The 23,109-nt window shown below is 72.5% G+C and carries 20 protein-coding genes; 13 read left to right on the top strand and 7 right to left on the bottom strand.

Annotation, left to right across the window (positions count from 1 at the left end):
• Positions 1–2: 2 nt before the first annotated feature.
• From ACZ7LE_RS02425 to ACZ7LE_RS02410, 4 genes are all read right to left on the bottom strand, one after another.
• A complete protein-coding gene (locus ACZ7LE_RS02425; protein ID WP_377234072.1) occupies positions 3–221 on the bottom strand; it encodes a DUF4244 domain-containing protein in 219 nt (72 codons plus the stop codon).
• A 174-nt stretch (positions 222–395) separates the two neighbouring features.
• Positions 396–1,538, bottom strand: a complete 1,143-nt coding sequence (locus ACZ7LE_RS02420) for a type II secretion system F family protein (protein ID WP_470401790.1) — start codon at positions 1,536–1,538, stop codon at positions 396–398.
• The gene (locus ACZ7LE_RS02415) at positions 1,532–2,692 is read right to left on the bottom strand and encodes a TadA family conjugal transfer-associated ATPase (protein ID WP_470401789.1); all 1,161 of its coding nucleotides are present in this window, start codon (positions 2,690–2,692) and stop codon (positions 1,532–1,534) included. Before ACZ7LE_RS02415 ends, ACZ7LE_RS02420 begins: the two co-directional genes overlap by 7 nt.
• Positions 2,689–3,480, bottom strand: a complete 792-nt coding sequence (locus ACZ7LE_RS02410; RefSeq protein WP_470401788.1) for a CpaE-like family protein — start codon at positions 3,478–3,480, stop codon at positions 2,689–2,691. The genes ACZ7LE_RS02415 and ACZ7LE_RS02410 overlap by 4 nt, the downstream gene beginning before the upstream one ends.
• A gap of 274 nt (positions 3,481–3,754) precedes the next feature.
• On the opposite strand from ACZ7LE_RS02410, the gene ACZ7LE_RS02405 reads away from it, so the two are divergent.
• Entirely contained in the window at positions 3,755–4,585 is an 831-nt protein-coding gene (locus ACZ7LE_RS02405; RefSeq protein WP_470401787.1) for an HAD family hydrolase, read from the top strand.
• Positions 4,586–4,746: 161 nt separating this feature from the next.
• Positions 4,747–5,304, top strand: a complete 558-nt coding sequence (locus ACZ7LE_RS02400; protein WP_470401786.1) for a GNAT family N-acetyltransferase — start codon at positions 4,747–4,749, stop codon at positions 5,302–5,304.
• Positions 5,305–5,947: 643 nt separating this feature from the next.
• Here ACZ7LE_RS02400 and ACZ7LE_RS02395 read toward each other — a convergent pair.
• Complete coding sequence (locus ACZ7LE_RS02395) at positions 5,948–7,039, bottom strand: NADH:flavin oxidoreductase/NADH oxidase (RefSeq protein WP_470401785.1); 1,092 nt, start codon at positions 7,037–7,039, stop codon at positions 5,948–5,950.
• Between the two features lie 181 nt (positions 7,040–7,220).
• Between ACZ7LE_RS02395 and acs the strand changes: the two genes are divergently transcribed.
• From acs to ACZ7LE_RS02340, 11 genes are all read left to right on the top strand, one after another.
• On the top strand, positions 7,221–9,251 hold the full coding sequence (acs, locus tag ACZ7LE_RS02390) for an acetate--CoA ligase (RefSeq protein ID WP_470401784.1): 2,031 nt from the start codon (positions 7,221–7,223) through the stop codon (positions 9,249–9,251).
• 71 nt (positions 9,252–9,322) lie between these two features.
• Positions 9,323–10,291 (top strand): mycothiol synthase, encoded by a 969-nt coding sequence (gene mshD, locus ACZ7LE_RS02385; RefSeq protein ID WP_470401783.1) that lies wholly within the window; start codon positions 9,323–9,325, stop codon positions 10,289–10,291.
• A 114-nt stretch (positions 10,292–10,405) separates the two neighbouring features.
• Positions 10,406–12,844 (top strand): RNA degradosome polyphosphate kinase, encoded by a 2,439-nt coding sequence (locus ACZ7LE_RS02380; RefSeq protein ID WP_470401782.1) that lies wholly within the window; start codon positions 10,406–10,408, stop codon positions 12,842–12,844.
• Positions 12,845–12,858: 14 nt separating this feature from the next.
• A complete protein-coding gene (locus ACZ7LE_RS02375) occupies positions 12,859–13,875 on the top strand; it encodes an NUDIX hydrolase (RefSeq protein WP_470401781.1) in 1,017 nt (338 codons plus the stop codon).
• Between the two features lie 94 nt (positions 13,876–13,969).
• Positions 13,970–14,569, top strand: a complete 600-nt coding sequence (locus ACZ7LE_RS02370; protein WP_470401780.1) for a hypothetical protein — start codon at positions 13,970–13,972, stop codon at positions 14,567–14,569.
• Positions 14,570–14,907: 338 nt separating this feature from the next.
• Positions 14,908–15,525 carry a DUF47 domain-containing protein gene (locus ACZ7LE_RS02365; RefSeq protein ID WP_400537807.1) on the top strand — a complete coding sequence of 206 codons (618 nt, stop codon included), beginning with the start codon at positions 14,908–14,910 and terminating at the stop codon, positions 15,523–15,525.
• Between the two features lies 1 nt (position 15,526).
• Positions 15,527–16,531, top strand: coding sequence for an inorganic phosphate transporter (locus ACZ7LE_RS02360; RefSeq protein WP_470401779.1), 1,005 nt, complete (start codon positions 15,527–15,529; stop codon positions 16,529–16,531).
• 77 nt (positions 16,532–16,608) lie between these two features.
• Positions 16,609–18,051: a sugar porter family MFS transporter gene (locus ACZ7LE_RS02355; protein WP_470401778.1), complete on the top strand. Its 1,443-nt coding sequence runs from the start codon at positions 16,609–16,611 to the stop codon at positions 18,049–18,051.
• Positions 18,052–18,253: 202 nt separating this feature from the next.
• Positions 18,254–18,757 carry a MarR family winged helix-turn-helix transcriptional regulator gene (locus ACZ7LE_RS02350; RefSeq protein ID WP_470401777.1) on the top strand — a complete coding sequence of 168 codons (504 nt, stop codon included), beginning with the start codon at positions 18,254–18,256 and terminating at the stop codon, positions 18,755–18,757.
• Positions 18,754–20,370, top strand: a complete 1,617-nt coding sequence (locus ACZ7LE_RS02345) for an MDR family MFS transporter (RefSeq protein WP_470401776.1) — start codon at positions 18,754–18,756, stop codon at positions 20,368–20,370. Before ACZ7LE_RS02350 ends, ACZ7LE_RS02345 begins: the two co-directional genes overlap by 4 nt.
• Before the next feature lie 69 nt (positions 20,371–20,439).
• Positions 20,440–20,988 (top strand): MarR family winged helix-turn-helix transcriptional regulator, encoded by a 549-nt coding sequence (locus ACZ7LE_RS02340; RefSeq protein ID WP_470401775.1) that lies wholly within the window; start codon positions 20,440–20,442, stop codon positions 20,986–20,988.
• A gap of 51 nt (positions 20,989–21,039) precedes the next feature.
• On the opposite strand, the gene msrB is transcribed toward ACZ7LE_RS02340, so the two are convergent.
• Together msrB and ACZ7LE_RS02330 are read right to left on the bottom strand one after the other, a co-directional pair.
• Complete coding sequence (gene msrB, locus ACZ7LE_RS02335) at positions 21,040–21,438, bottom strand: peptide-methionine (R)-S-oxide reductase MsrB (protein WP_470401774.1); 399 nt, start codon at positions 21,436–21,438, stop codon at positions 21,040–21,042.
• Between the two features lie 120 nt (positions 21,439–21,558).
• Positions 21,559–23,064 (bottom strand): DEAD/DEAH box helicase, encoded by a 1,506-nt coding sequence (locus tag ACZ7LE_RS02330; RefSeq protein ID WP_470403269.1) that lies wholly within the window; start codon positions 23,062–23,064, stop codon positions 21,559–21,561.
• Positions 23,065–23,109 lie beyond the last annotated feature (45 nt).

Genomic DNA, 23,109 nt, shown 5'->3' with positions numbered 1-23,109 from the left:
GATCAGCCGGCCGTCAGCGCCGACTGGATGAGCGACGTGAGCATCGACTTCACGTCGCCGCCCTTGAGGACCGCCATCAGCGCACCCGCGAAGGCGGCCGCGGCGAGCGTCGCGATCGCGTACTCGGCCGTGGCCAGCCCGCGCTCCGACTCGCGCCCGTCAGCCTCCGTCCGCGACCGGTCGTCCGGCTCGGGACAGGCAACCGCTGTCGTGATCGTCATGTCTTCTCCTCCTGCTCCGCCCGCTCGCACGCCTCCCGGCGTGCCCGCGGGCACCCTGTACGGCCCGTCACGACGGGCCCCGTCCGCCGTGCGGCGGACGGCACCGGCGCACCTGAGCGCGCCGAAGTCCTCATCTCTCGTCGGGTGCCGGCCACCCGGTGCCCGTGTCCTGCGTCAGCCCGTGAGCAGGTCGATCCCGAGGGCCAGCAGCACCGGGACCAGGCCCACCAGCACGAACGCCGGCAGATAGCAGACGCCCAGCGGCAGCACGAGCCGCACCCCGAGCCGTGCCGCGGCAGTCCGGCTCGCCGCGCTCCGCACGTGCCGCACCTCCGCCCCGGCGGCGCGCAACGCCTCGCCCGGTGCGGCGCCGTCCAGCCACGCGCCCCGCAGCGCGTGCACCACCGGGCCGAGGGCCGGCGGTGTCTGCGCCCACGCCCGCTCCCAGGCCGCGCCGAGCACGAGCGCCTGCGCCGCGCGGGTGAGCACCTGACCGTCGGGACCATCCACGGCGGCGCCCACCGCCTGCAGCGCGCGCGGCACCCCCGCCCCGGACCGCATCGCCGCCGCCAGCAGCTCCAGCACCACCTGGACGTCCAAGCCGGACCGCTCCGCTCCGCCCGCCGTGGCCACCAGCCTGTCGGACCAGACCCGCCCGGCCACGAGCAGCACCACGCCGGCCGCCAGGGCTGCCGTTCCGACCCCGCCGTCGGTGGCCGTACCCACCGGGTCGGCGCCGAGTGCCCACCCGAGGAACCCGCCCGCGACCGGCAACCACATGAGCAGCCGACCCGTGGTCCGCGGCCCGGCGAGCGCCGTGTCCCGTTCGGCCTGCGCCTCGGCCTCCGCGACGAGGGTTGCCGCGACCTGCTCCAGGACCCGGCCGAGCGGCGCCCCGACGTCGAGCGCGAGCCGGGTCGCCGCGACCACCGCCTCCGCGTGCCGGGAACCGAGCACCCGGGCGAGCGCGCCGACGTCGGGCACACCCGCGAGGTCGACGTTCACACCCGCGGCGCGCGACCACGCCGCACCGGGCGGCGAACCCGCCTTGAGCAGCGCGACCACCTGCAGCACGACCACCCGGACGTCGCCGCCCGCTCCGCGCGCGCCCGCACCCCGGCGGTCCGGCCGGGCGACGACCGGTCCTGCCACCTTGGCGCCGGGGGCGACGGTGACGCCCGCCGCAGCACCCGGGTCGACACCCCCGCCCGGCCCGGCGAGCACCTCGCGCAGCCGCCGACCTCCGCGCGCCAGCACCAGCCAGGCGCCGACCGCCACGAGCAGGCCAACACCGAGCGACTCCAGGACCCTCAGCACGGCGCGTACCTCCCCACCAGCTCGCTCCACGTACTCGGATCCGTCGTCCACCCGCCGCTGCCGTCCCAGCGCCCGGCGGTACGCACCTCCAGCTCGCCGTTCAGGCCTCGTCCCACAAGCCCGATCTCCGCCAGGTACCGCGTCCCCTGCCCGCGCCGCAGGTGCAGCACCACGTCCAGCGCGCCCACCGCCTGCGCGGCCACCGCCTCCCGGGTCATCCCGGCCAGGCCCGCGAGCGCCTCCAGCCGGGCCGGCACCACGCCGACGGCGTTGGCGTGCAGCGTCGCGAAGCCGCCGTCGTGGCCGGTGTTCATCGCCATGAGGACCTCGCGCACCTCGGCGCCGCGGCACTCGCCGAGCACTATGCGGTCGGGCCGCATGCGCAGGGCGTTCCGTACCAGGTCGGCCAGGTCCACGGCGCCTGCACCCTCGACGTTGGCGCGTCGCGCGGCGAGGTGCACCACGTGCGGATGGGCGGGTCGCAGCTCGCGCGCCTCCTCGACCGTCACCACGCGTTCCCCGTCCGGCACCAGGGAGAGGAGCGCGGAGAGCAGCGTCGTCTTGCCGGTGCCCGTACCCCCGCTGATCAGCACGTTCGCCCGGCTCCGCACGAGGGATCGCAGCAGGCCCGCCCACTGCCGTGGCAGCGCGCCGCCGGCCACGAGCTCGTCGAGCGTGAACGCGCGGCTGCGTAGCACGCGCAGCGAGATCAGGGCGCCCGTCTCGGCCAGGGGTTCGAGCACGGCGTGCAGCCGGGTGCCGTCGGGCAGGCGCGCGTCCACGGTGGGGCAGGCGTCGTCGAGGCGTTGACCACCGAGCGCCGCCAGGCGGACGGCGAGCGCCCGCACCTCCGCGGCCGACCCCAGGTCGAGCGCGGCCCGCTCGAGACCGGCGCCCCGCTCGACCCACACGTCGCGCGGGCCGTTGACCAGCACGTCGGTGACGTCGGGTGCGTCGAGGAACGCCTGCAGCGGGCCGGCGCCCGTGAGCTCGGCCCGGGCGGCCCGCTCCAGGTCCCGCAGGGCGTCGGACCCGAGCACGCGCCCGGAGTCGCGTACCGCGGCACGCACGGCGGCGTCCGCGCCCGCACGCCCCGTCGCGAGCCGCGCGCGGACGTCGTCGAGCAGGGACCGATCGGGCGAGGGCGCGGTCACAGCGCGGCCGCCACGTCGGCCGCGAAGCTGCCGAGCACGGTCCGGTGCGCCACCGCGGGCCCCTCGCCGCGCTCGATCGCCCGCGCGAGCCCGGCGTCCCGCCCCAGGACCCCGATCGTGGGCAGCCCGAGCGCGGCGGCGACGTCGTCGGGGGCGACCGCGCCGGGCGCGGGCCCGCGTGCCACCACGCGCACGTCGGACACGTCCGCCGCACGGAGCTCGTCACGCACCCGCTGCGCGCCGACGGCCGCGGGCAGGGTGAGCGGGACGACGAGCAGCACCGTCTCGCAGGCCGCGAGAAGCGCCCGCACCGCCCGGGCACCGTCTCCCGGCGCCTCAGCCACGGATCCACCACCGCCCCGACGGGTCGCGGAACCCCACGCACCGGGCCGCGGCAGGTCGAGCACGAGCGTCTCCCCGACGCGGACGAGCCCGCGGCACACGCCGAGCACCACGTCGTCGTCCGGCGGGGCTCCTGACGGCGTACCGCTCAGCACGGGTACCGCGCCCCAGCGCGGCAGGGCAGCGACCACGCCGAGCCCGTCGACGTCGCCGCGCGCTTCGACGAGGTCGGGCCACCGCGCGCCGCGGCCGCCGTCGGCCCCGAGCAGCAGGTCCGTACCCGGCGCGTGCGCGTCCAGGTCGACGAGCGTGGCGCGCTCACCTCCGCGGCGCAGGCCGTGGGCGACGCACGCCGCCACCACCGACGTGCCCGCGCCGCCGCACGCCCCGACGACCCCGATCACGCGACCCGGCTCCGGCCGGGCACCACTCGTCGTGCTGCTCATCGCGCCCCCTCCGGCACAGGTCCGGCGGCCGGTCCGGCCGCCGTCCCGGGCACTCCGCCCGGGTCCTCGACCAGGTTGGCCGCACGGACACACCCCGTGCGGCCCGCATCGGCGCCGCTGTGCACGGACGACGAGAAGTGGTGCCTGTGGTCGGGCTCGGACGCCCGTCCCGCCGTGCAGACGGTCTCTGGTCGGGGCGGGCGAGTTTCATCGAGGCGGAAGAAATCACGGCGCGGAGACCTGCTCCGGCGGACGGCCCCGCTAGGCTCGTCGCGTGACCGAGCAGGTGCCCCAGATCGCTTCTCGACCGCAGTCGCGCGCTCAGCGCACCGCCGCGTTCTTCGATCTCGACAAGACGATCATCGCCACCAGCTCGTCGGCGGCGTTCTCCAGGCCGTTCCTCGCGGGCGGACTGCTGTCGCACGCCGACGTGCTGCGGAGTGCCTATGCCCACTTCATCTTCATGATCGGCAACGCCGACGCCGACCAGACCGAGCGGATGCGCGCGCACCTCTCGTCGCTCGTCACCGGCTGGGACGTGGAGAAGGTCCGGCAGATCGTCACCGAGACGGTGCACGAGCTCATCGACCCCTACGTCTACGCCGAGGCCGTCGAGCTGATCGAGGAGCACCACGCGGCGGGTCGGGACGTGGTGGTGGTGTCGGCGTCGGCCGCGGTCCTCGTGGAGCCCATCGCGGCGGTGCTCGGCGCGGACCACGTGCTCTCCACGCAGATGACGGTGCAGGACGGCCGCTTCACCGGCGAGATCGACTTCTACAACTACGGCGACAACAAGGCCGTCGGTGTCCGCCGGCTCGCCGCCAGCGAGGACTACGACCTCGCGCGGAGCTTCGCCTACTCCGACTCCATCACGGACGCCCCGATGCTGGCCGCGGTCGGCCACGCCTTCGTGGTCAACCCGGACCGGGTCCTCAAGCGCCGGGCCGCGCAGTCCGGCTGGGGCGTGCTGGCGTTCGTCCGCCCGATCGCGCTGCGCCCGCGCATCGAACCCCTCCCTCTCCTCGCGGTCGTGGGCACCGTGGCGGTCGGGGTCACCGTCTGGCTGGTCTGGCGCGCTGCCCGACGCCGCGCACGCCGCCGCTGAGCCCGGCACCCACACCTCACCGGTACTCACGCCGAGGTAAGAGGTCGACCGACCAGGACGCCGTCGGGCAGACTCCGAACCATGTCGTCGAACTGAGCGATTCGCCTGTCGTGCGCCGCAGAGCGCACCGCATTCACCTGCCCTTCGACGATCGGAACCCCGTGAGCTTCACCGTGCGCCCGTACCTGCCCGACGACGAACCCGGCTGGCTCCGCTGCCGGGTGCTCGCCTTCCTGAACACCCAGTACTACGACGACGTCAAACCGCACCGCACGTCGTTCGACCTCCCGGCAGTTTGCCTGGTAGCGGTCGCCGAGGACGGCACGATCTGCGGGGTTCTCGACGTCGAACTCGACGGCGACACGGCCACGATCGACACCATCGCCGTCCACCCCGACCACACCCGGCGGGGCATCGCGACCGCACTCCTCGACGCGGCGATCCCCAGGATCAGAACGGCCGGGGCGACCACCCTCGACGCCTGGACACGTGAGGACGAGGCCGCGAACGCCTGGTACCTGCGCTCGGGCTTCGCCGAGAACTACTCCTACCTGCACGTGTACAAGGGCGGTAACGAGCCCGCAGCCGGATTCGTCGCCCCGGACGGGCTCTCCACCCCGCTGATCGCGTTCATGCACGCCGACGTCTCGCGCGAGGAGGAACTGCGCACGCGGTTCGCGCGCGTCCACGTCTGCCGCCAGTACCTGCGCCGCCTCTGAGGCTGCCGGTCCGCGGCGAGGCCGGCAGGTCGCGGCGCGAGGCACGACCGGCGCTCGATCGCACCGGAATCCGCCAATTTCCGCGCCTGAGGCCGCGCCTCGCCTCAACCCGCCGGTCGCAAAAGGTCAAGGATCGGTAAGGCCGAAGATTTTCCCACGCAATTGCGCACAGGACAGGAATTGGCAATTGTGAAGATCACCGCGCTCAGGTTGCTTTTGTCACCGACAGGCAGTGTGATTGTGTTCACAGCAAGTATTCAGGGCGGCAGGGACCGTGCCCTGGGGGTCGAAAGGGCGCAAGTCTGATCGACGGCGAGCGACGTGCACGGTCAACCCCGTCCAGCTGGTGAGAGCGGAACCCGGCTTGAGGATGCTCCCGGATTCCGTGCTCGACAGGCCGAGATCTCGCCACCGCAGTGGCCGGGCCCTCGCACTTCCGGATCGCGAACGGAAATTGCGAGGAGCCCGGCCGCACGGCGAATCGTTTCGCGGAATGCACGCCGGCCGGAAAAGAATCACCACACCCGGAATTCTCCAGGCGTTCAAACGCCGTCAGTCGTGATTCCCGCCCTTTGTGGGGCACCCTCACCGCACCACTTTCCGGCGCAGCCGGCCCCGCGGTGCCACCGATCACCGGCACCGATCACCGCCACTGCGCGCGCGAGTACTGCGGCTGCACCCCCACGCCCGCGTCCACGGGTACCGTCCCGATCTTGTCGCGCAGCGTGTGCGCCGCCCGCAGCGGCCAGTGCGGGTCGCGCAGTGCCTCGCGGCCGATCATGACGGCGTCCGCCGAGCCCTCCACGAGGACCTGCTCCGCCTGGACCGGGTCGCTGATCAGCCCGACCGCGCTGACCGGCAGGCCGGACACCTCGCGCACGCGGCGGGCGTACGGCACCTGGTAGCCCGGCCCGACGGTGATGTGCGCCGGCGCCACGCCCCCGGTCGAGACGTCCACGAGGTCGGCACCGAGCGTGCCGAGCCGGCCCGCGACGGCGGCGACGTCGTCCACGGCGAGACCGCCGTCCAGCCAGTCGGTCGCCGACAGCCGCACGAGCACCGGCAGCTCGTCGGGCCACACGGACCGCACCGCGCCCACGGTCTCCTCGACGAGCCGCGAGCGCGCCTCGGCCGACCCGCCGTACCCGTCCGCGCGGAGGTTGGCCAGCGGCGACAGGAACTGGTGCAGCAGGTAGCCGTGCGCGGCGTGCACCTCGACGGTGTCGAAACCGGCCTCGCGGGCGCGGCGCGCGGCGGCCGCGAAGTGCTCGGGCACGTCTGCGACCTGCTCGGCGGTCATCTCCGCGGGGGTGGCGAAGCCCGGGTAAGGGAGGGCCGACGGCCCGACGGTCGGCCAGCCGCCGTCGGCCACCGGGACGCTGCCCTGCTCCGGCGCCCACGGACGGAAGGTCGACGCCTTGCGCCCCGCGTGCGCGAGCTGGATGCCGATCCGCGCCCCCCGCGCGTGCACGAAGTCGACGATCCGCTTCCACCCGGCGGTCTGCTCGTCGTTCCAGATGCCCGTGTCCTGCGGCGAGATGCGCCCCTCGGGCACGACAGCGGTCGCCTCCGTCAGGACCAGCCCGAACCCGCCGGCGGCCCGCGCGCCGAGGTGCACGAGGTGCCAGTCGTTCGGGAGCCCGTCGGCCGCCGAGTACTCGCACATCGGCGCCAGCCAGGCGCGGTTCGGCAGGGAGAGGTCGCGCAGCGCGATCGGTTCGAGGAGGTGGCTCACGTCAGCCCGTAACGTGGCCGGTCCCGGGTCAATTCCGGGGCGACGGCACGGCGTCTCAGGAAGTGACACCGGTTTGTGAGGGGTGTCACCGTCCGGGACTACACTCACCGACCAGAGACAACGTCAAGGCAGCCCCAAGCACCTGCCCGAACGAACGCGAAGACGCGCACCGGAGGTCACCGTGACAGACACCAACCCGACGTCGGGCTCGGCATCCAGCCCCAGCCTCGAGAACCTTCTGCACGAGACCCGGAGCTTCCCGCCCAGCGCGGAGTTCGCGGCCCAGGCGAACGCCCAGGCCGACCTGTACGAGAAGGCATCGGCCGACCGCCTGGAGTTCTGGGCCGGCCAGGCACGGGAGCTCGTGACCTGGAAGACGCCGTTCACCGAGACGCTGGACTGGAGCGGAGCCCCTGTCGCGCGCTGGTTCGCCGACGGCACGCTGAACGCCGCGTACAACGCGGTGGACCGGCACGTCGAGGCCGGCAACGGTGACCGCGTCGCCATCCACTTCGAGGGCGAGCCGGGCGACACCCGCACGGTCACGTACGCCGACCTGCAGCAGGAGGTGTCGCGCGCGGCCAACGCGCTCACCGCCCTGGGCGTGCAGACCGGCGACCGGGTCGTCATCTACCTGCCGATGCTCGTCGAGTCGGTCGTCGCGATGCTGGCCTGCGCCCGTATCGGCGCCCCGCACTCCGTGGTCTTCGGCGGCTTCTCCGCGGACGCCCTGCGCAGCCGGATCGCCGACGCCGAGGCCACGCTGGTCATCACGGCGGACGGCGGCTACCGCCGCGGCGCGCCGTCGGCCCTCAAGCCGGCTGTCGACGAGGCTCTGGCTCCGAAGGAGGGCGCCGACCCGACCACGGTCCGGAAGGTGCTCGTCGTGCGGCGCACCGAGCAGGACGTGGACTGGGTCGAGGGCCGGGACGTGTGGTGGCACGAGGCGCTGGCCGAGGCCTCCGACCAGCACGAGCCGGTCGCGGTCGAGGCGGAGCACCCGCTGTTCATCCTGTACACGAGCGGCACCACCGGGAAGCCGAAGGGCATCCTGCACACCACCGGTGGATACCTCACGCAGGCCGCGTACACGCACAAGAACGTGTTCGACCTGAAGCCGGAGACCGACGTCTACTGGTGCACCGCCGATGTCGGCTGGGTCACCGGCCACTCCTACGTGGTCTACGGCCCGCTCGTGAACGGCGCCACGCAGGTGCTGTACGAGGGCACGCCCGACACCCCGCACCGCGGCCGCTGGTGGGAGCTCATCGAGAAGTACAAGGTCTCGATCCTCTACACGGCCCCCACCGCGATCCGCACCTGCATGAAGTGGGGCGACGACATCCCGGGCGGGTTCGACCTCTCGTCCCTGCGCGTCCTCGGCTCCGTGGGCGAGCCCATCAACCCCGAGGCGTGGATGTGGTACCGCCGGGTCATCGGCGGCGACAAGGCCCCGATCGTCGACACCTGGTGGCAGACCGAGACCGGCGCCATCATGATCAGCCCGCTCCCCGGCGTGACCGCGACCAAGCCCGGCTCGGCGCAGGTGGCGCTGCCCGGCATCGACGCGACCGTGGTCGACGACGAGGCCCAGCCCGTGCCCGACGGCGGTGGCGGCTACCTCGTGCTCTCCGAGCCGTGGCCGTCCATGCTCCGCGGCATCTGGGGCGACCTGGAGCGGTACAAGGACACGTACTGGTCGCGTTTCGACGGCCTCTACTTCGCGGGCGACGGCGCCAAGAAGGACGAGGACGGCGACATCTGGCTGCTCGGCCGCGTGGACGACGTGATGAACGTGTCCGGCCACCGGCTGTCCACCACGGAGATCGAGTCGGCGCTCGTGTCGCACGAGATCGTGGCGGAGGCCGCCGTGGTCGGCGCCGCGGACGAGACCACCGGCCAGGCCGTCGTCGCGTTCGTGATCCTGCGCGGCAGCCACGCCGGCCGGGCCGCCACGCCGGAGGGCGCCGCCGAGGTGCAGAAGGAGCTGCGCGACCACGTGGGCAAGGAGATCGGCCCGATCGCGAAGCCCAAGAAGATCCTCGTGGTCCCGGAGCTGCCCAAGACCCGGTCGGGCAAGATCATGCGCCGCCTGCTGCGCGACGTCGCCGAGGACCGCGCCGTCGGCGACGCGACGACGCTGGCCGACTCCTCCGTGATGGACCTGATCACGGCGGGCCTGGCGGCGCCGTCGGCGTCCTCGGAGGACTGACCCCGATTCCGCTGGTCGAGCTTGTCGAGACCTGGTCTCGACAAGCTCGACCGCCGCGAGAAGATGAGGTCATGCGAATCGCCGCCCCCATCGAGATCGGCCCGCTCGACGCCGACGCCCAGCAGGCCGTCCGAGACCTGGCCGCGGCCGCGGAGGCGCACGACGGCGTCGCGCCGCTGTCCGAGCAGCCCCTGCTCCACCTCGGCACGGACGCGGAGTGGATCACGCACGTCGTGGCACACACCACCGCGGGCAGCACGGTCGGCTACGTGCAGATCGACCGCTCGGGCGAGACCGCGAGCGCCGAGCTGGTGATCCACCCCGAGCACCGCAGGAACGGTCACGGCCGGGTGCTGCTGCGCACCGCGGAGCGCGACGCCACGCTGCCGTCCCGCTCGGGGGAGCCCGGCCAGCACGGCAAGCAGCTGCGGGTGTGGGCGCACGGCGACCTGGAGCCCGCCCGCGAGTTCGCGCGGGCGGCGGGGCTGCGACCGGTGCGCGAGCTGCTCTTCCTGGCCCGCCCCCTCGCCGGGGCGGACGGCGTCCCGGAGGCGCCCGCCGCCCCGGCGGGCTACCGCCTGCGCACCTTCCGCCCCGGGGCCGACGACGCCGCCTGGCTCCGCGCCAACGCGCGCGCCTTCGCCACCCACCCGGAGCAGGGCCGGATGTCGCTCGACGACCTGCGCGCCCGGCAGGCCGAGCCGTGGTTCGACCCGGAGGGCTTCTTCCTCCTGGTCCCGGACGCGCCGGAGGGGGCAGGTGCCGACACGGACCCGGTCGCGTTCCAGTGGACCAAGACGGAGCCGGGCCAGCCGGACGACGCGCGCGACGGCGAGATCTACGCCCTGGGTGTCGACCCGGACCACCAGGGCGAGGGGTTCGGCCGCCTGATGACCGAGGTGGGGCTGGCGCACCTCGCGCGATCCGGGGCCACGCGCGCCGTGCTGTACGTGGAGGGCGACAACACGCCCGCCCTGGCCACGTACGAGCGCGCAGGCTTCGCACGGGCCGCTGTACACGTGCAGTATGCCCGCCCGTGACGGACGCTCTCCGGGAGCGTCACCCACTGTGTACCGAACGGTGACACCATGAACGACATGAAGGACAGCGTCGCGACCAGCTCCGCCAGGACCCGGGACAAGAATGGCCGATTCATGAAGCAGAGCCCTCGTACGGCAAGCGCGGAGCCGACCGACGGCGCGGCCCCTCCGGCGCCGGCCGCCCAGACGGGCGACGGTGTGCCTGCCGTCGCCGAGAAGCCCGCGCAGAGACCTGCGCCGCAGAAGCAGGCCGCGGCGCGGCCCACCGCCCCGAAGCCGAGCGAGCAGGAGGACATCCTGGCGCCGCACTCCCTCGACCCGAGCCTGGCCGCGCACATCGCGGAGCACATCGCGGAGAACCCGGGCGGCACGAGCCTGCTCGACCCGCTGCTGGGCGAGCCCCTGCCGGTCGACCGGTTCGCCGACCGGGAGCTGAGCTGGCTCGCGTTCAACCAGCGGGTGCTGGAGCTCGCGGAGGACCCGCGCATCCCGCTGCTGGAGCGGGTGCGGTTCCTGGCGATCTTCGCGTCCAACCTGGACGAGTTCTTCATGGTGCGCGTGGCCGGCCTGCAGCGCCGCATCGCCACGGGCATCGCGGTCACGAGCGCCTCGGGGCTCAGCCCGCGCCAGGCGCTGTCGGCGATCTCCGAGGGTGCGCACACCCTGATGGCCCGGCACGCGCAGGTGTTCGAGGACGAGGTGCAGCCGGCGCTGGCCGCCGAGGGCATCACGCTGGTGCACTGGGAGGAGCTGGACACCAAGGAGCAGGAGCGGCTGCACAAGTTCTTCCGCAAGCAGATCTTCCCGGTGCTCACCCCGCTGGCGGTGGACCCGGCGCACCCGTTCCCCTACATCTCGGGGCTCTCGCTCAACCTGGCGGTCGTCGTCGCCAACCCGGCCACCGGCAAGGAGCACTTCGCCCGCGTCAAGGTGCCGCCGCTGCTGCCGCGCTTCATCGCGGTCGACGCGTCGGGCAAGCCGCGCCGCCCCGGCACCAAGAAGGCCGACCCGCAGCGCGGTCCGCTCTCGTTCGTGCCGCTGGAGGAGGTCATCGCCCAGCACCTCGACTACCTGTTCCCCGGGATGGAGGTGCGGGACAGCCACACGTTCCGCGTCACCCGCAACGAGGACGTGGACGTCGAGGAGGACGACGCCGAGAACCTGCTCCAGGCGATGGAGAAGGAGCTCCTGCGGCGCCGGTTCGGCCCGCCGGTGCGCCTGGAGATCGCCAAGGACATCAGCCCGCGCATCCGGGACCTGATCGTCCGGGAGCTGGGTGTCAAGGAGGAGGAGGTCTACGAGCTGCCCGCGCTGCTGGACCTCACGGGTCTCAACCTCATCGCAGACCTCGACCTGACCTCCCTGCACTACCCGCCGTTCGTGCCGTCCACGCACCGGCACCTCGCGGAGGTGGAGAGCTCCAAGCCGACCGACGTCTTCGCCGCGATCCGGCGCCGGGACATCCTGCTGCACCACCCGTACGACAGCTTCTCCACGAGCGTGCAGACGTTCCTGGAGCAGGCCGCGGCCGACCCGAACGTGCTGGCGATCAAGCAGACCCTGTACCGGACGTCGGGCGACTCGCCCATCGTGGACGCGCTGATCGACGCCGCCGAGGCCGGCAAGCAGGTGCTCGCGCTGGTCGAGATCAAGGCCCGGTTCGACGAGGAGGCCAACATCTCCTGGGCGCGCAAGCTCGAGGAGGCGGGCGTGCACGTGGTCTACGGGATCGTGGGCCTCAAGACGCACTGCAAGCTGTCGCTGGTGGTGCGTCAGGAGCCCGACGGCTCCCTGCTGCGCTACTGCCACGTGGGCACGGGCAACTACCACCCCAAGACGGCGCGCCTGTACACAGACCACGGCCTGCTGACCTGCGACCCCGACGTGGGCCAGGACCTGACGCGCCTGTTCAACCAGCTCTCCGGGTACGCGCCCAAGTCGACGTTCCACCGGCTCCTCGTGGCGCCTCGCGCCGTCCGCTCCGGCTTGGTCGAGCGCATCGAGCGCGAGGCGGCCGCCGCCCGCGCGGGCCACGAGGCGTGGGTCAAGATGAAGATCAACTCGGTGGTCGACGAGACGGTGATCGACGCCCTGTACCGCGCTTCCCAGGCCGGCGTGAAGATCGACCTGGTGGTGCGCGGCATCTGCGCCGTCCGCGTGGGCGTGCCGGGGCTGAGCGAGAACATCCGGGTGCGGTCCATCCTGGGCCGGTTCCTGGAGCACTCGCGCATCTTCGCGTTCGCCAACTCGGTGGGCCCGGCCATCGCCGAGGGGCCCCAGACCGGTCCCGAGGTGTTCATCGGGTCGGCCGACCTGATGCACCGCAACCTCGACCGCCGCGTCGAGACCCTGATCCGGATCTCCGACCCGACCCACATCGGTGAGCTCCTGGGGCTCCTGGACGAGTCCATGGCGGACACGACGGCGTCCTGGCACCTGCTGCCGGACGGCACCTGGGAGCGTCCGTCCTCGGGCTCGGAGGGGAACGGCCTCCGCGACCTGCAGGCGGTCCTGATCCAGCGCCAGCGGCGTCGGCTCGAGCCCGTCCGGTGACGGGCCGGAGGTCGGTGGTGGGTACCGAGCCGACGACGGCGACCTCGCCGCCGGCGGGGATGCACACCCCCGTCGTGATGACGGCGGGCGGGATCGTCTGGCGCCGTCGGGCCGGGAACGTGCAGGTGCAGCTCGTGCACCGGCCCCGCTACGACGACTGGTCGTGGCCCAAGGGCAAGCTGGAGACGGGCGAGACCTTCCAGGGCGCCGCGATCCGCGAGGTCGCCGAGGAGACCGGCAAGGAGATCGTGCTCGGCCGTCCCCTGCCGGGCCTGCAGTACCTGACGCCGGAGGGCCGCGTGAAGCGGGTGCACTACTGGGCGTCGCGCCGGGCCCGCCGGGGCCGGGACACCGCAGGGCTCGCGGCCCGCGCGCCGGTGGCCCCGGTCGACCGCGAGGAGGTCGACACGGTGGAGTGGCTGGACGCCGCCGACGCGGTGAGCCGGCTCACCCGCGCCTCCGACCGCGGGCCGCTGAACGCCCTGCTGGCCGCCGAGGCCGAGGGCGCGCTGGACACCCGCGCGCTCGTCATCGCACGGCACGGCCGGGCGGTGTCGCGTACCTCCTGGCACGGCGGCGAGCGCGACCGCCCGCTCACCCCGCTCGGGCACGGGCAGGCCGCGGCGCTGGTACCCGTGCTGGCCGCCTACGGCGTCGAGCACGTCATCAGCTCCCGCTGGGAGCGCTGCGCGACCACCATCGACCCGTACGTGCGGGCCGCGGGGCTGCGCCCGAGCTACAGCGAGTACCTCACCGAGGCGCAGCACGAGCGGTCGCCGTCGCGCGTCGCGGCGACCGTGGGCGAGCTGCTGGAGGAGACCGCCGAGTCGTCCGTGATCTGCACCCACCGGCCGGTGCTGCCCACGGTGCTGGACGTGCTCGCCCAGCACGCGGAGGGCGCCGTGGCGGACGGCCTGCCGCGGCAGGACCCGTTCCTCGAACCCGGCGAGGCGCTCGTCGCGCACGTCGCCGACACGCCCTCGGGACCGCTCGTCGTGGCCACCGAAAAGGTTGGTCCCCAGGTCTGGTGACCAGTTCGACCAGGATCGTGGTGGACACACGTTTCATTTCGGCGCACTATCGGTCACCATGAGCAGCGACCAACGACCGCCGAGACGGCCGGCCATGCTGGACCCCCGGGACGCCGACGCGCTCCCCGGCGAGGTGGACCCTGCCCTGCGCGACGAGATCGCCCACGCGACGGCCAGGGCCCTCGTGGACCGCGCCCGCACCACCGAGGACCCTGCCGTGGTGGAGCGGCTCATCCACCTCGTCGAGAACGAGGGCCTGGACACCGTGGCGGGCCTGTGGGCGGACGCCGCCCCCGTGTCCCTGCCCGGAGCGCTCTGGCGCCTCTACGTGCTGCGCGAGTGGGTGCGGCGGGACATGCCTACCGTCATGCTCAGGTATCGACTCGGTGTGGACGCCGCCCCGGTCCAGGAGGCCGTCGCGGGCGTGCCAAGCCCACCGGAACCCGGTGACCTGCAGATACTCGCCGACGCCGTGCTGTCCGGCGTGTTCACCGGAGACCTCGCCGTCGCACTCGAACGGGCGGGCGCGTTCTGCCGGATCCTCTCGACGGGCGCGGCCTTCGACGCGGACTCCCGCGAGGTCGCCGACCCCACCGGCGCGACCCGGATGACCCGGGGCGCCAGCTCGCTGCTGCGCACCGCGGAAGAGCTGGAACGAGCCGGTGACCTGTGGAGGTCCGGCTCCCTGGAGTAGGCGCGCACGCTGTCAAGGCCTCCGCGCGGGCGCGCCCTGTGACGTCCGACCCCCTTGGCAGATCCGCGTACGGGACTACGATGGTCCATGCGACGCCGGGCTGCGGTAGCCCCGGGCTCCACCTCAAGCCGCTACGAGCGGCCCCGCGCCGAGAGGCGCTCCCGGTTCGGCGTCGCCCAACTCCTCTCGCCTCCCGGCCCACGGCACGCGCCGTGGCGCCTGGGCGCCGATGCTGTGCCGTGTGTCACGAGTCGCCAAAGCATGACCTTGCAAATTGGCGATAGTCGGCAACGGCTCTACGCTGAGCAGGTTCCAGAGCCCTCAGAACGGGAGCCCTCGTGCGCCTTACTCCGCGCGACACCACGTACTTCGACCTACTCGCCGCCCTGGCCCAGCACCTCGTCCGGGGCTCGTCCCTGTTGGCGGAGCTGCTCGGTGCGGACAAGGCAGGTCGCGAAAAGCTGGCCGACGAGATGCACGATGTCGAGCACCTCGCCGACGACGCCACGCACTCGATCATGCGGCGGCTCAACCAGACCTTCGTGACGCCGTTCGACCGCGAGGACATCTCCAGTCTTGCCTCGGCCCTGGACGACTGCATGGACGAGATGGACGAGGCCGCCGACCTCATCGTCCTGTACAAGGTCGAGGGCCTGCCCGACCGCGTCTCCGACCAGGTCCAGGTGCTGCAGCGGTGCGCGGAGCTCACGGCCGACGCCATGCCCCGCCTGCGCTCGATGGACAAGCTCGCCGACTACTGGGTCGAGGTGAACCGCCTGGAGAACCAGGCGGACAAGCTGCACCGCAAGCTCATCGCCCAGCTCTTCGACGACCTGGCCGGCGACCCGGTCCAGCTCATGAAGCTGAAGGAGATCGTGGAGGTTCTCGAGAACGCCGCGGACAGCTTCGAGAAGGTGGCGAACATGGTCGAGACCATCGCCCTCAAGGAGTCCTGAGTTGGAGGTCGCCCTCGTCGTCCTCGTGGTCGCGCTCGCGCTGAGCTTCGACTACACGAACGGCTTCCACGACGCCGCGAACGCGATCGCCACGTCGGTCTCGACCCGGGCGCTGACGCCGCGCGTCGCGCTCCTCATGGCGGCGACCATGAACTTCGCGGGCGCCCTGCTGGGCACGGAGGTCGCGGAGACCATCGCCACCTCGATCGTCGACCTCACGGGCGCGAGCACGCACGCGGAGCTCGCCGTGGTGCTGTGCGCTCTGCTCGGTGCGATCACCTGGAACCTCATCACCTGGTGGTTCGGGCTGCCGTCGTCGTCCACCCACGCCCTCATCGGCGGGCTGGTCGGGGCCGGGCTCGCGGGCGGCATGGCCGTCTACTGGTCCGCGATCGTGGACAAGGTCGTGCTGCCCATGGTCATCTCGCCGCTGGTGGGCTTCGGCCTCGCCTTCGCCGTGATGATCGCGGTGCTGTGGATCTTCCGCAGCGCGGCGCCGGCCAAGACACACCGTCGCTTCCGGATCGCACAGACCGCCTCGGCCGCCGCGATGGCGCTGGGCCACGGCCTGCAGGACGCGCAGAAGACCATGGGCGTCATCTACCTCGCGCTGCTGACCGTCGGCTGGGCCAACCCGGCAACCGGCATCCCGCTCTGGGTCAAGCTGTGCGCGGCGGCGGCGATCTCCGCGGGCACGTACTCGGGCGGCTGGCGCATCATGCGCACGCTCGGCCGCAAGATCATCGAGCTCGACCCAGCACGCGGCTTCGTGGCCGAGTCGGTCTCGGCGCTCGTGCTGTACGTCAACGCGTTCGTGCTGCACGCCCCGGTCTCCACGACCCACACGATCACGTCGGCGATCATGGGCGTGGGCGCCACCCGCAGGCTCTCCGCCGTGCGCTGGGGCGTGGCCAAGAACATCGCCATCGCCTGGGTCCTCACCATCCCCGCCGCCGCTCTCGTGGCCGCTCTGGCGACCTGGGCGCTCTGGCCGTTCCTCACCTGACCCGACCCCCCGGAGGAGCCCTCCGCGCGCGACCGCCCCGGGGGGCGACTTGGCATCGAGCGACTTAGCATCGCAGCATGAGCACTGGTCACACGGCACCGAACGCCTCCGCGCAATCGGCCCACCGCAAGGCAACGGCCCTCGCCTTCGCCGCCGCGGTGGGCGGCTTCCTGTTCGGCTTCGACAGCTCCGTGATCAACGGCGCCGTGGATGCCATCGAGGGTCAGTTCTCGCTCAACCCGACGGTCACCGGCCTCGTGGTCGCCGTCGCGCTGCTCGGCTGCGCGCTCGGCGCCTGGGCCGGCGGGCGCCTGGCCGACCGTTGGGGCCGCACCCACGTCATGGTGCTCGGCGCCGTCCTGTTCTTCGTGTCGTCGATCCTGTCCGCCATCGCCTTCTCCGCCTGGGACCTCGCGGTCTGGCGGTTCATGGCCGGCGTCGGCATCGGCATCGCGTCGGTGATCGCGCCCGCATACATCGCGGAGATCGCGCCGGCCGCGATGCGCGGCCGCCTCGGCTCGCTGCAGCAGCTCGCGATCACCGTCGGTATCTTCGCGGCCCTGCTCTCCGACCAGATCCTCGCGGAGTCGGCCGGCGGCGCCGCGAACGTCCTGTGGCTCGGCTGGGAGGCCTGGCGGTGGATGTTCCTCGTCGCCGTCGTCCCGGCCGCCGTCTACGGCATCCTCGCCCTGCGCATCCCCGAGTCGCCCCGGTACCTCGCCGCGCAGGGGCGCGACGACGAGGCGCGGGCCGTCCTGGCCAGCGTCCTCGGGCCTGACGAGGACGTCGACGACCGCCTCGCGCAGATCCACCGGAGCATCGTGATCGACGAGGCCAACGCCTCCGAGGGCTCGCTCCGGGGCAGCGCCCTGGGCCTCAAGCCGATCGTCTGGGTGGGCATCCTGCTGTCGGTGTTCCAGCAGTTCGTCGGCATCAACGTGATCTTCTACTACTCGAGCACCCTGTGGCAGGCCGTCGGGTTCGACGAGAGCCAGGCCTTCCTGGTCTCCACCATCACGTCGATCACGAACGTCGCCGTCACCTTCATCGCCATCGCGCTCATCGACAAGGTGGGCCGCCGTCCGCTGCTGCTCATCGGCTCGGCCGGCATGACCGTGTCGCTCGGCCTCATGGCCCTCGCGTTCACGCAGGCGACCGGGACGGGCGAGGACATCTCGCTGAGCGGCCCGTGGGGCGTCATCGCACTGATCTGCGCCAACGCGTTCGTCGTCTTCTTCGGCGCCTCGTGGGGCCCGCTCGTGTGGGTGCTGCTGGGCGAGATGTTCCCCAACCGCATCCGCGCGGCCGCCCTCGGCGTCGCCGCGGCCATGCAGTGGATCGCCAACTTCGCCATCACCCTGACGTTCCCGCCGCTGCTGTCCGCGTTCGGCGCCAGCGTGCCGTACCTGATGTACGCGGCCTTCGCAGCGCTGAGCTTCTTCTTCGTGTTCGCCAAGGTGCCCGAGACCAAGGGCATGGAGCTCGAGGACATGGGCGACGAGTCCCGCGCCGGGGCCTGACCCCGGCACACCGCAGCCACGCACCGGCCGCACGGCCGGCCCACGGCGCCGCTCCCCACCGGGGGGCGGCGCCGTTCTCGTGTGCGCCTCCGGGCGATGTCGCGCAGGTCACACCTCCGTCGCCCACTCACCCGCGCCGAGACGCTTGCATTCGGCAACCATCTGGATATAGTTGCTTTAAGCAATCAACCGCGAGGCACCCATGACTTCCCACAGCAGCCGGACGCCGTCCGGCACCGAAGCCCCCGCCGTCGCCCTGATCACCGCGCTCCAGAGTCTTTCCCGCGCCCAGCGGGAGGCGGCGGCACGTATCGCCCACGAGCTCGACTGGCCCAGGGCCGGCGTCGCCGTGCTGCACCTGCTCGCCAAGTGCGGCCCGGCCTCCCTGTCCGACATCGCCGCGCGCCAGCGCGTCGACCTGTCGGTCGCGAGCCGCCAGGTCAGCACGCTGGCCGACGCCGGGTACGTCGTCCGGACCGTCGACGACGAGGACCGCCGGGTCCGCACCGTCGAGCTGACGGACGCCGGCCGGGCCCTCGCTGCCGAGGCCACCGAACAGTACAAGAAGCTCATCGACCAGGCGTTCGCCGCCTGGTCCCCCGAGGACCTCGCCGAGGCGACCCGCACGCTGGACCGCCTCGTCGACACCATCAGTGCGGACATCACGCACCGGAAGACCCCCCAGAACCAGCAGGAGTGTGCATGACCAGCCCCAACACCACGACCACGGTGGCCGAGCCCGACCACCTCCAGGGCGAACCACCCGCCATGACGCACACCGAGGTTCTCCGGGCGCTGTCCGGGATCCTCCTCGGCATGTTCGTGTCGGTCCTCGCGATGTCCGTCGTCTCGTCGTCCCTGCCGAAGATCATCACCGACCTCGAGGGCGGCCAGTCGTCCTTCACCTGGGTCGTGACGGCGACACTGCTGACCTCGACGATCTCGACCCCGATCTGGGGCAAGCTCGCCGACCTCACCAACCGCAAGACCCTGATCCAGATCGCACTGGTCATCTCGGTGCTGTCGGCGGCCGCCGCGGGCTTCTCGCAGGACGTCGGTCAGCTCATCACGTTCCGTGCCTTCCAGGGCATCGGCGCGGGCGGCCTGCAGTCCCTGGCCGCCGTGCTCATCGCGGACATCATCAGCCCGCGCCAGCGCGGCCGGTACATGGGCCTCATGGGCTCGATCATGGGTATCGGCATGGTCGGCGGCCCGATCCTCGGCGGCTTCCTCACCGACGCCATCAGCTGGCGCTGGAACTTCTTCGTGGGCCTGCCGTTCGCGATCGCCTCGATCATCGTGCTGCAGATGACCCTGAAGCTGCCCAAGCGGCCGAAGGGCTCGGCCCGGATCGACGTCATCGGCGCCACGCTGATCTCGGTCGGCATCGCCACCCTGCTGCTGTGGATCACCTTCGCGGGCAGCGAGTTCGACTGGATCTCGTGGCAGACGTTCGCAATGGTCGGCGGCTCCCTGGTGATCCTCGCGATCGCGGTGCTCGTCGAGCTCCGGGTCAAGAACCCGCTCATCCCCATGTACCTGTTCAAGAACCGCACGCTGGTGCTCGCCGTGATCGGCTCGGTCGCCGTGGGCGTCGCGATGTTCGGCTCGTCGGTGTTCCTGAGCCAGTACATGCAGCTCTCACGCGGCAAGACGCCCACCGAGTCCGGCCTCTACACCATCCCGATGGTGGTCGGCCTGTTCCTGTCCTCCACGATCAGCGGGCAGCTCATCTCCAGGACCGGCCGGTACAAGCCGTTCATGGTCGTCGGCGGCGTGCTGCTGACGGGCGGTCTGCTGCTCCTGTCGACGCTCGACTACCAGACCTCGTTCGTGCTGGTGTCGATCTACCTGTTCGTCCTCGGCGCGGGCGTCGGCATGCTCATGCAGAACATGGTGCTGGCCACGCAGAACACGCTGCACATCAAGGACTCTGGCTCGGGCACGTCCACCGTGACGTTCTTCCGCTCGCTCGGCGGCGCGATCGGCGTCTCCGCCCTCGGCGCGATCCTGGGGCACAGCGTGAAGGAGAACCTGAAGGAGGGGGTCACCGCGATCGCACCGGAGCTCGTCAAGCAGGGGATCGACCCGTCGGCGCTGTCCTCCGGCGGCGGCACGCTGCCCGATCTCTCGACGCTCCCGGCCCTGCTGGTCGAGGTCGTCGAGAAGGCCTACGCGAACGGCATCGCGGACATCTTCCTCGCCGCCGTCCCGCTCGCCCTGGTCGCGCTGCTCTGCGTCTCCCTCATCAAGGAGGTGCCGCTGGGTCACCGGTCGGGCATCGACCAGCTCCAGGATCTCGAAGCCACCGAGGTCTAAGGCGTAGCAAGCGGGGGATTTCGTGCCCGCGGGCTGTGATCCGGGCGCTTGACGCGTCATCATGGGCGCATGCTCTCGAGTACAGGCAGGTCCAGCACGGACGCGTCCGAGGACGGTGTCACCGTCGGCAACGGGGCCGACGGCGACACCGTCGACGAACAGGGGACCGCTCCCGGGCCGTTCGAGGGCCTGGAGCGCGAGGTCCGGCTGGTGATCCGTCGTGCGCAGTCCAACGGCACGTCGATCGCGCAGCGGGTCCACCCCGAGCTCGACGCGAGCGCGTACCCCCTGCTGGCGCACATCGCCGAGCGGCCCGGAGCGCGGGGGTCCGACCTCGCGACCTTCTTCGGTGTCGGCCGCGCCACCGTGTCGCGGCAGCTCAGCCGCCTGGTCGAGCTCGGCCTGGTCGACCGGACCGTCGACCCGGACGACAGCCGCGGTCAGCGCATCACCCTGACGCCGGACGGCGTCGACCGTTTCGAGCGGGCGCGTACCAGCCGGGTCGCCATGCTGGAGGGCGCGCTCGCGACCTGGGACACCGACGACGTCGCGCAGCTCGCGCGGCTCCTGAACCGCTACTCGGCCGACATCGTGGCGTGGAAGCAGAGCGCGCACTGACGCGGTGGTCCCGGCGTCAGCGGCGCTCCTCGCCTCACCGCCGTGGCAGGGTCAGCTCTCCTCGAACGTGAGGCTCACCGAGTTCATGCAGAACCGGTCGCCCGTCGGGGTCTGGGGTGCGTCGTCGAACACGTGCCCCAGGTGGGACCCGCAGGTCGCGCAGCACACCTCGGTGCGCACCATGCCCAGCGAGCGGTCCTCGATCAGCTCGACGGAGTCGCCGGCGAGCGGGCTGTAGAACGACGGCCAGCCGCAGTGCGAGTCGAACTTGGTGTCCGACCGGAACAGCTCGGCGTCACACGCCCGACACCGGTAGACGCCGGTGCGCTTCTCGTCCAGCAGCTCGCCCGTCCAGGCCCGCTCGGTGCCCGCCTGGCGCAGCACCGCGTACTCCTGGGACGAGAGCTGCTCGCGCCACTCCTGGTCGGACTTCGAAATCTTGTACGTCATCTCAACACCTCCGCACAGAGCAACTTCCCGCTCGCCGCCGGTGTTCCGGCGGTGACAAACACGTAAGGCCTTCCGTCCGGTGATCCGGTCGGAAGGCCCCACGGGCCCTGCTGTATGGCGTCAGCTCGCGGCGGACGCGTTCGGGTTGCCCGCGCCGCGGCCGCGGCCACCCCGCCGACGACGGCGAGGGGCCGCGCCGTCCGGCCGCGGGAAGTGGTCGGCGGCCGTACGTCCGCCGCCCGACGCCGGACGCGCGCCTCCGCGCTGTCCCGCCGCCTGGCCGGCGCCGCCGGTGCCCTGACCGCGCGACTGGCCCTGGCGGCCGCCGCCCTGCGCGCCCTGGCCGGAACCCTGGCGTCCGCCCTGGGCGCCGCCCTGGCCGGATCCGCCCTGACCGGACCGGCCGCGGCCGCCCTGGCGACGGGGCTGGCCCTGGCGGACCGGCTGCTGCGGGGCCGGCGGCACGTACTCGACGTACGGCGCGACCTCGCCGACCAGGCGGGTCACGGTGGCGTCACCGGGGGCGACGTCCTGCGGGCGGGCGGTGATCTTCGCCTTGCGGGTCAGGTCACGCACGTCGCCGCGCTCCTCGGGGAGCATGAGGGTCACGACGTCGCCGCCGGACCCGGCGCGCGCGGTGCGGCCGGAGCGGTGCAGGTACGCCTTGTGCTCGGCGGGCGGGTCCACGTGCACCACGAGCTCGACGTCGTCGACGTGGATGCCGCGGGCGGCGATGTCGGTCGCGACCAGCACCTTCACCTCGCCGGACGAGAACGCGGCGAGGTTGCGCTCGCGCGCGCCCTGGCCGAGGTTGCCGTGCAGGTCGACGGCGGGCACGCCGGCCGCGGTGAGCTGCTTGGCGAGCTTCTTGGCCTGGTGCTTGGTACGCGTGAACAGGACCCGGCGGCCGGTGCCCTGCGCGAGCTGCTGCACCACGTTCTTCTTCGCGTCCTTGTCGGCCACGGCGAGGATGTGGTGCGTCATCTGCGGCGGCGGCGCCGCGGCGTCGTCCACGGAGTGCGTGACCGGCTGGTGCAGGTAGCGCTTGACCAGCACGTCCACGCCGTTGTCGAGCGTGGCCGAGAACAGCAGGCGCTGCGTGCGCGCGGCCGTCTTGTCGAGGATCCGCTTCACGCCGGGCAGGAAGCCGAGGTCGGCCATGTGGTCGGCCTCGTCGAGCACGGTGATCTCGACGTCGTCGAGCGTGAGGTGGCGCTGGCCGAGGAGGTCCTCGAGGCGGCCGGGGCAGGCGATGACGATGTCGACGCCCGCGTTCAGCGCGGTGACCTGGCGCGACTGCGCCACGCCGCCGAAGATCGTGGTGGTCTTCAGACCGAGGGCCTGCGCCAGCGGCGCGACCGACTCGTCGATCTGGTTGGCGAGCTCACGCGTCGGGGCCAGGATCAGCGCGCGGGGCCGGCCGGCTGCGCGGCGCGGCTGGCCCGACGCCGCGGAGCGGGCGCCGGACACCGCGAGGCGCGTCACGACGGGCAGCGCGAACGCGAGGGTCTTGCCGGAGCCGGTGCGGCCGCGGCCGAGCACGTCGCGACCGGCGAGGGAGTCCGGCAGGGACGCCGTCTGGATGGGGAACGGCGAGGTGATGCCGCGGTCCGTCAGAACCTGCACCACGGGTGCAGGCAGACCGAGGTCGGCAAAGGTAGTCAAAGGAGT

The organism is Promicromonospora sp. NPDC110617 (assembly GCF_055598465.1).
This window is presented reverse-complemented; position numbering and strand designations above follow the sequence as displayed.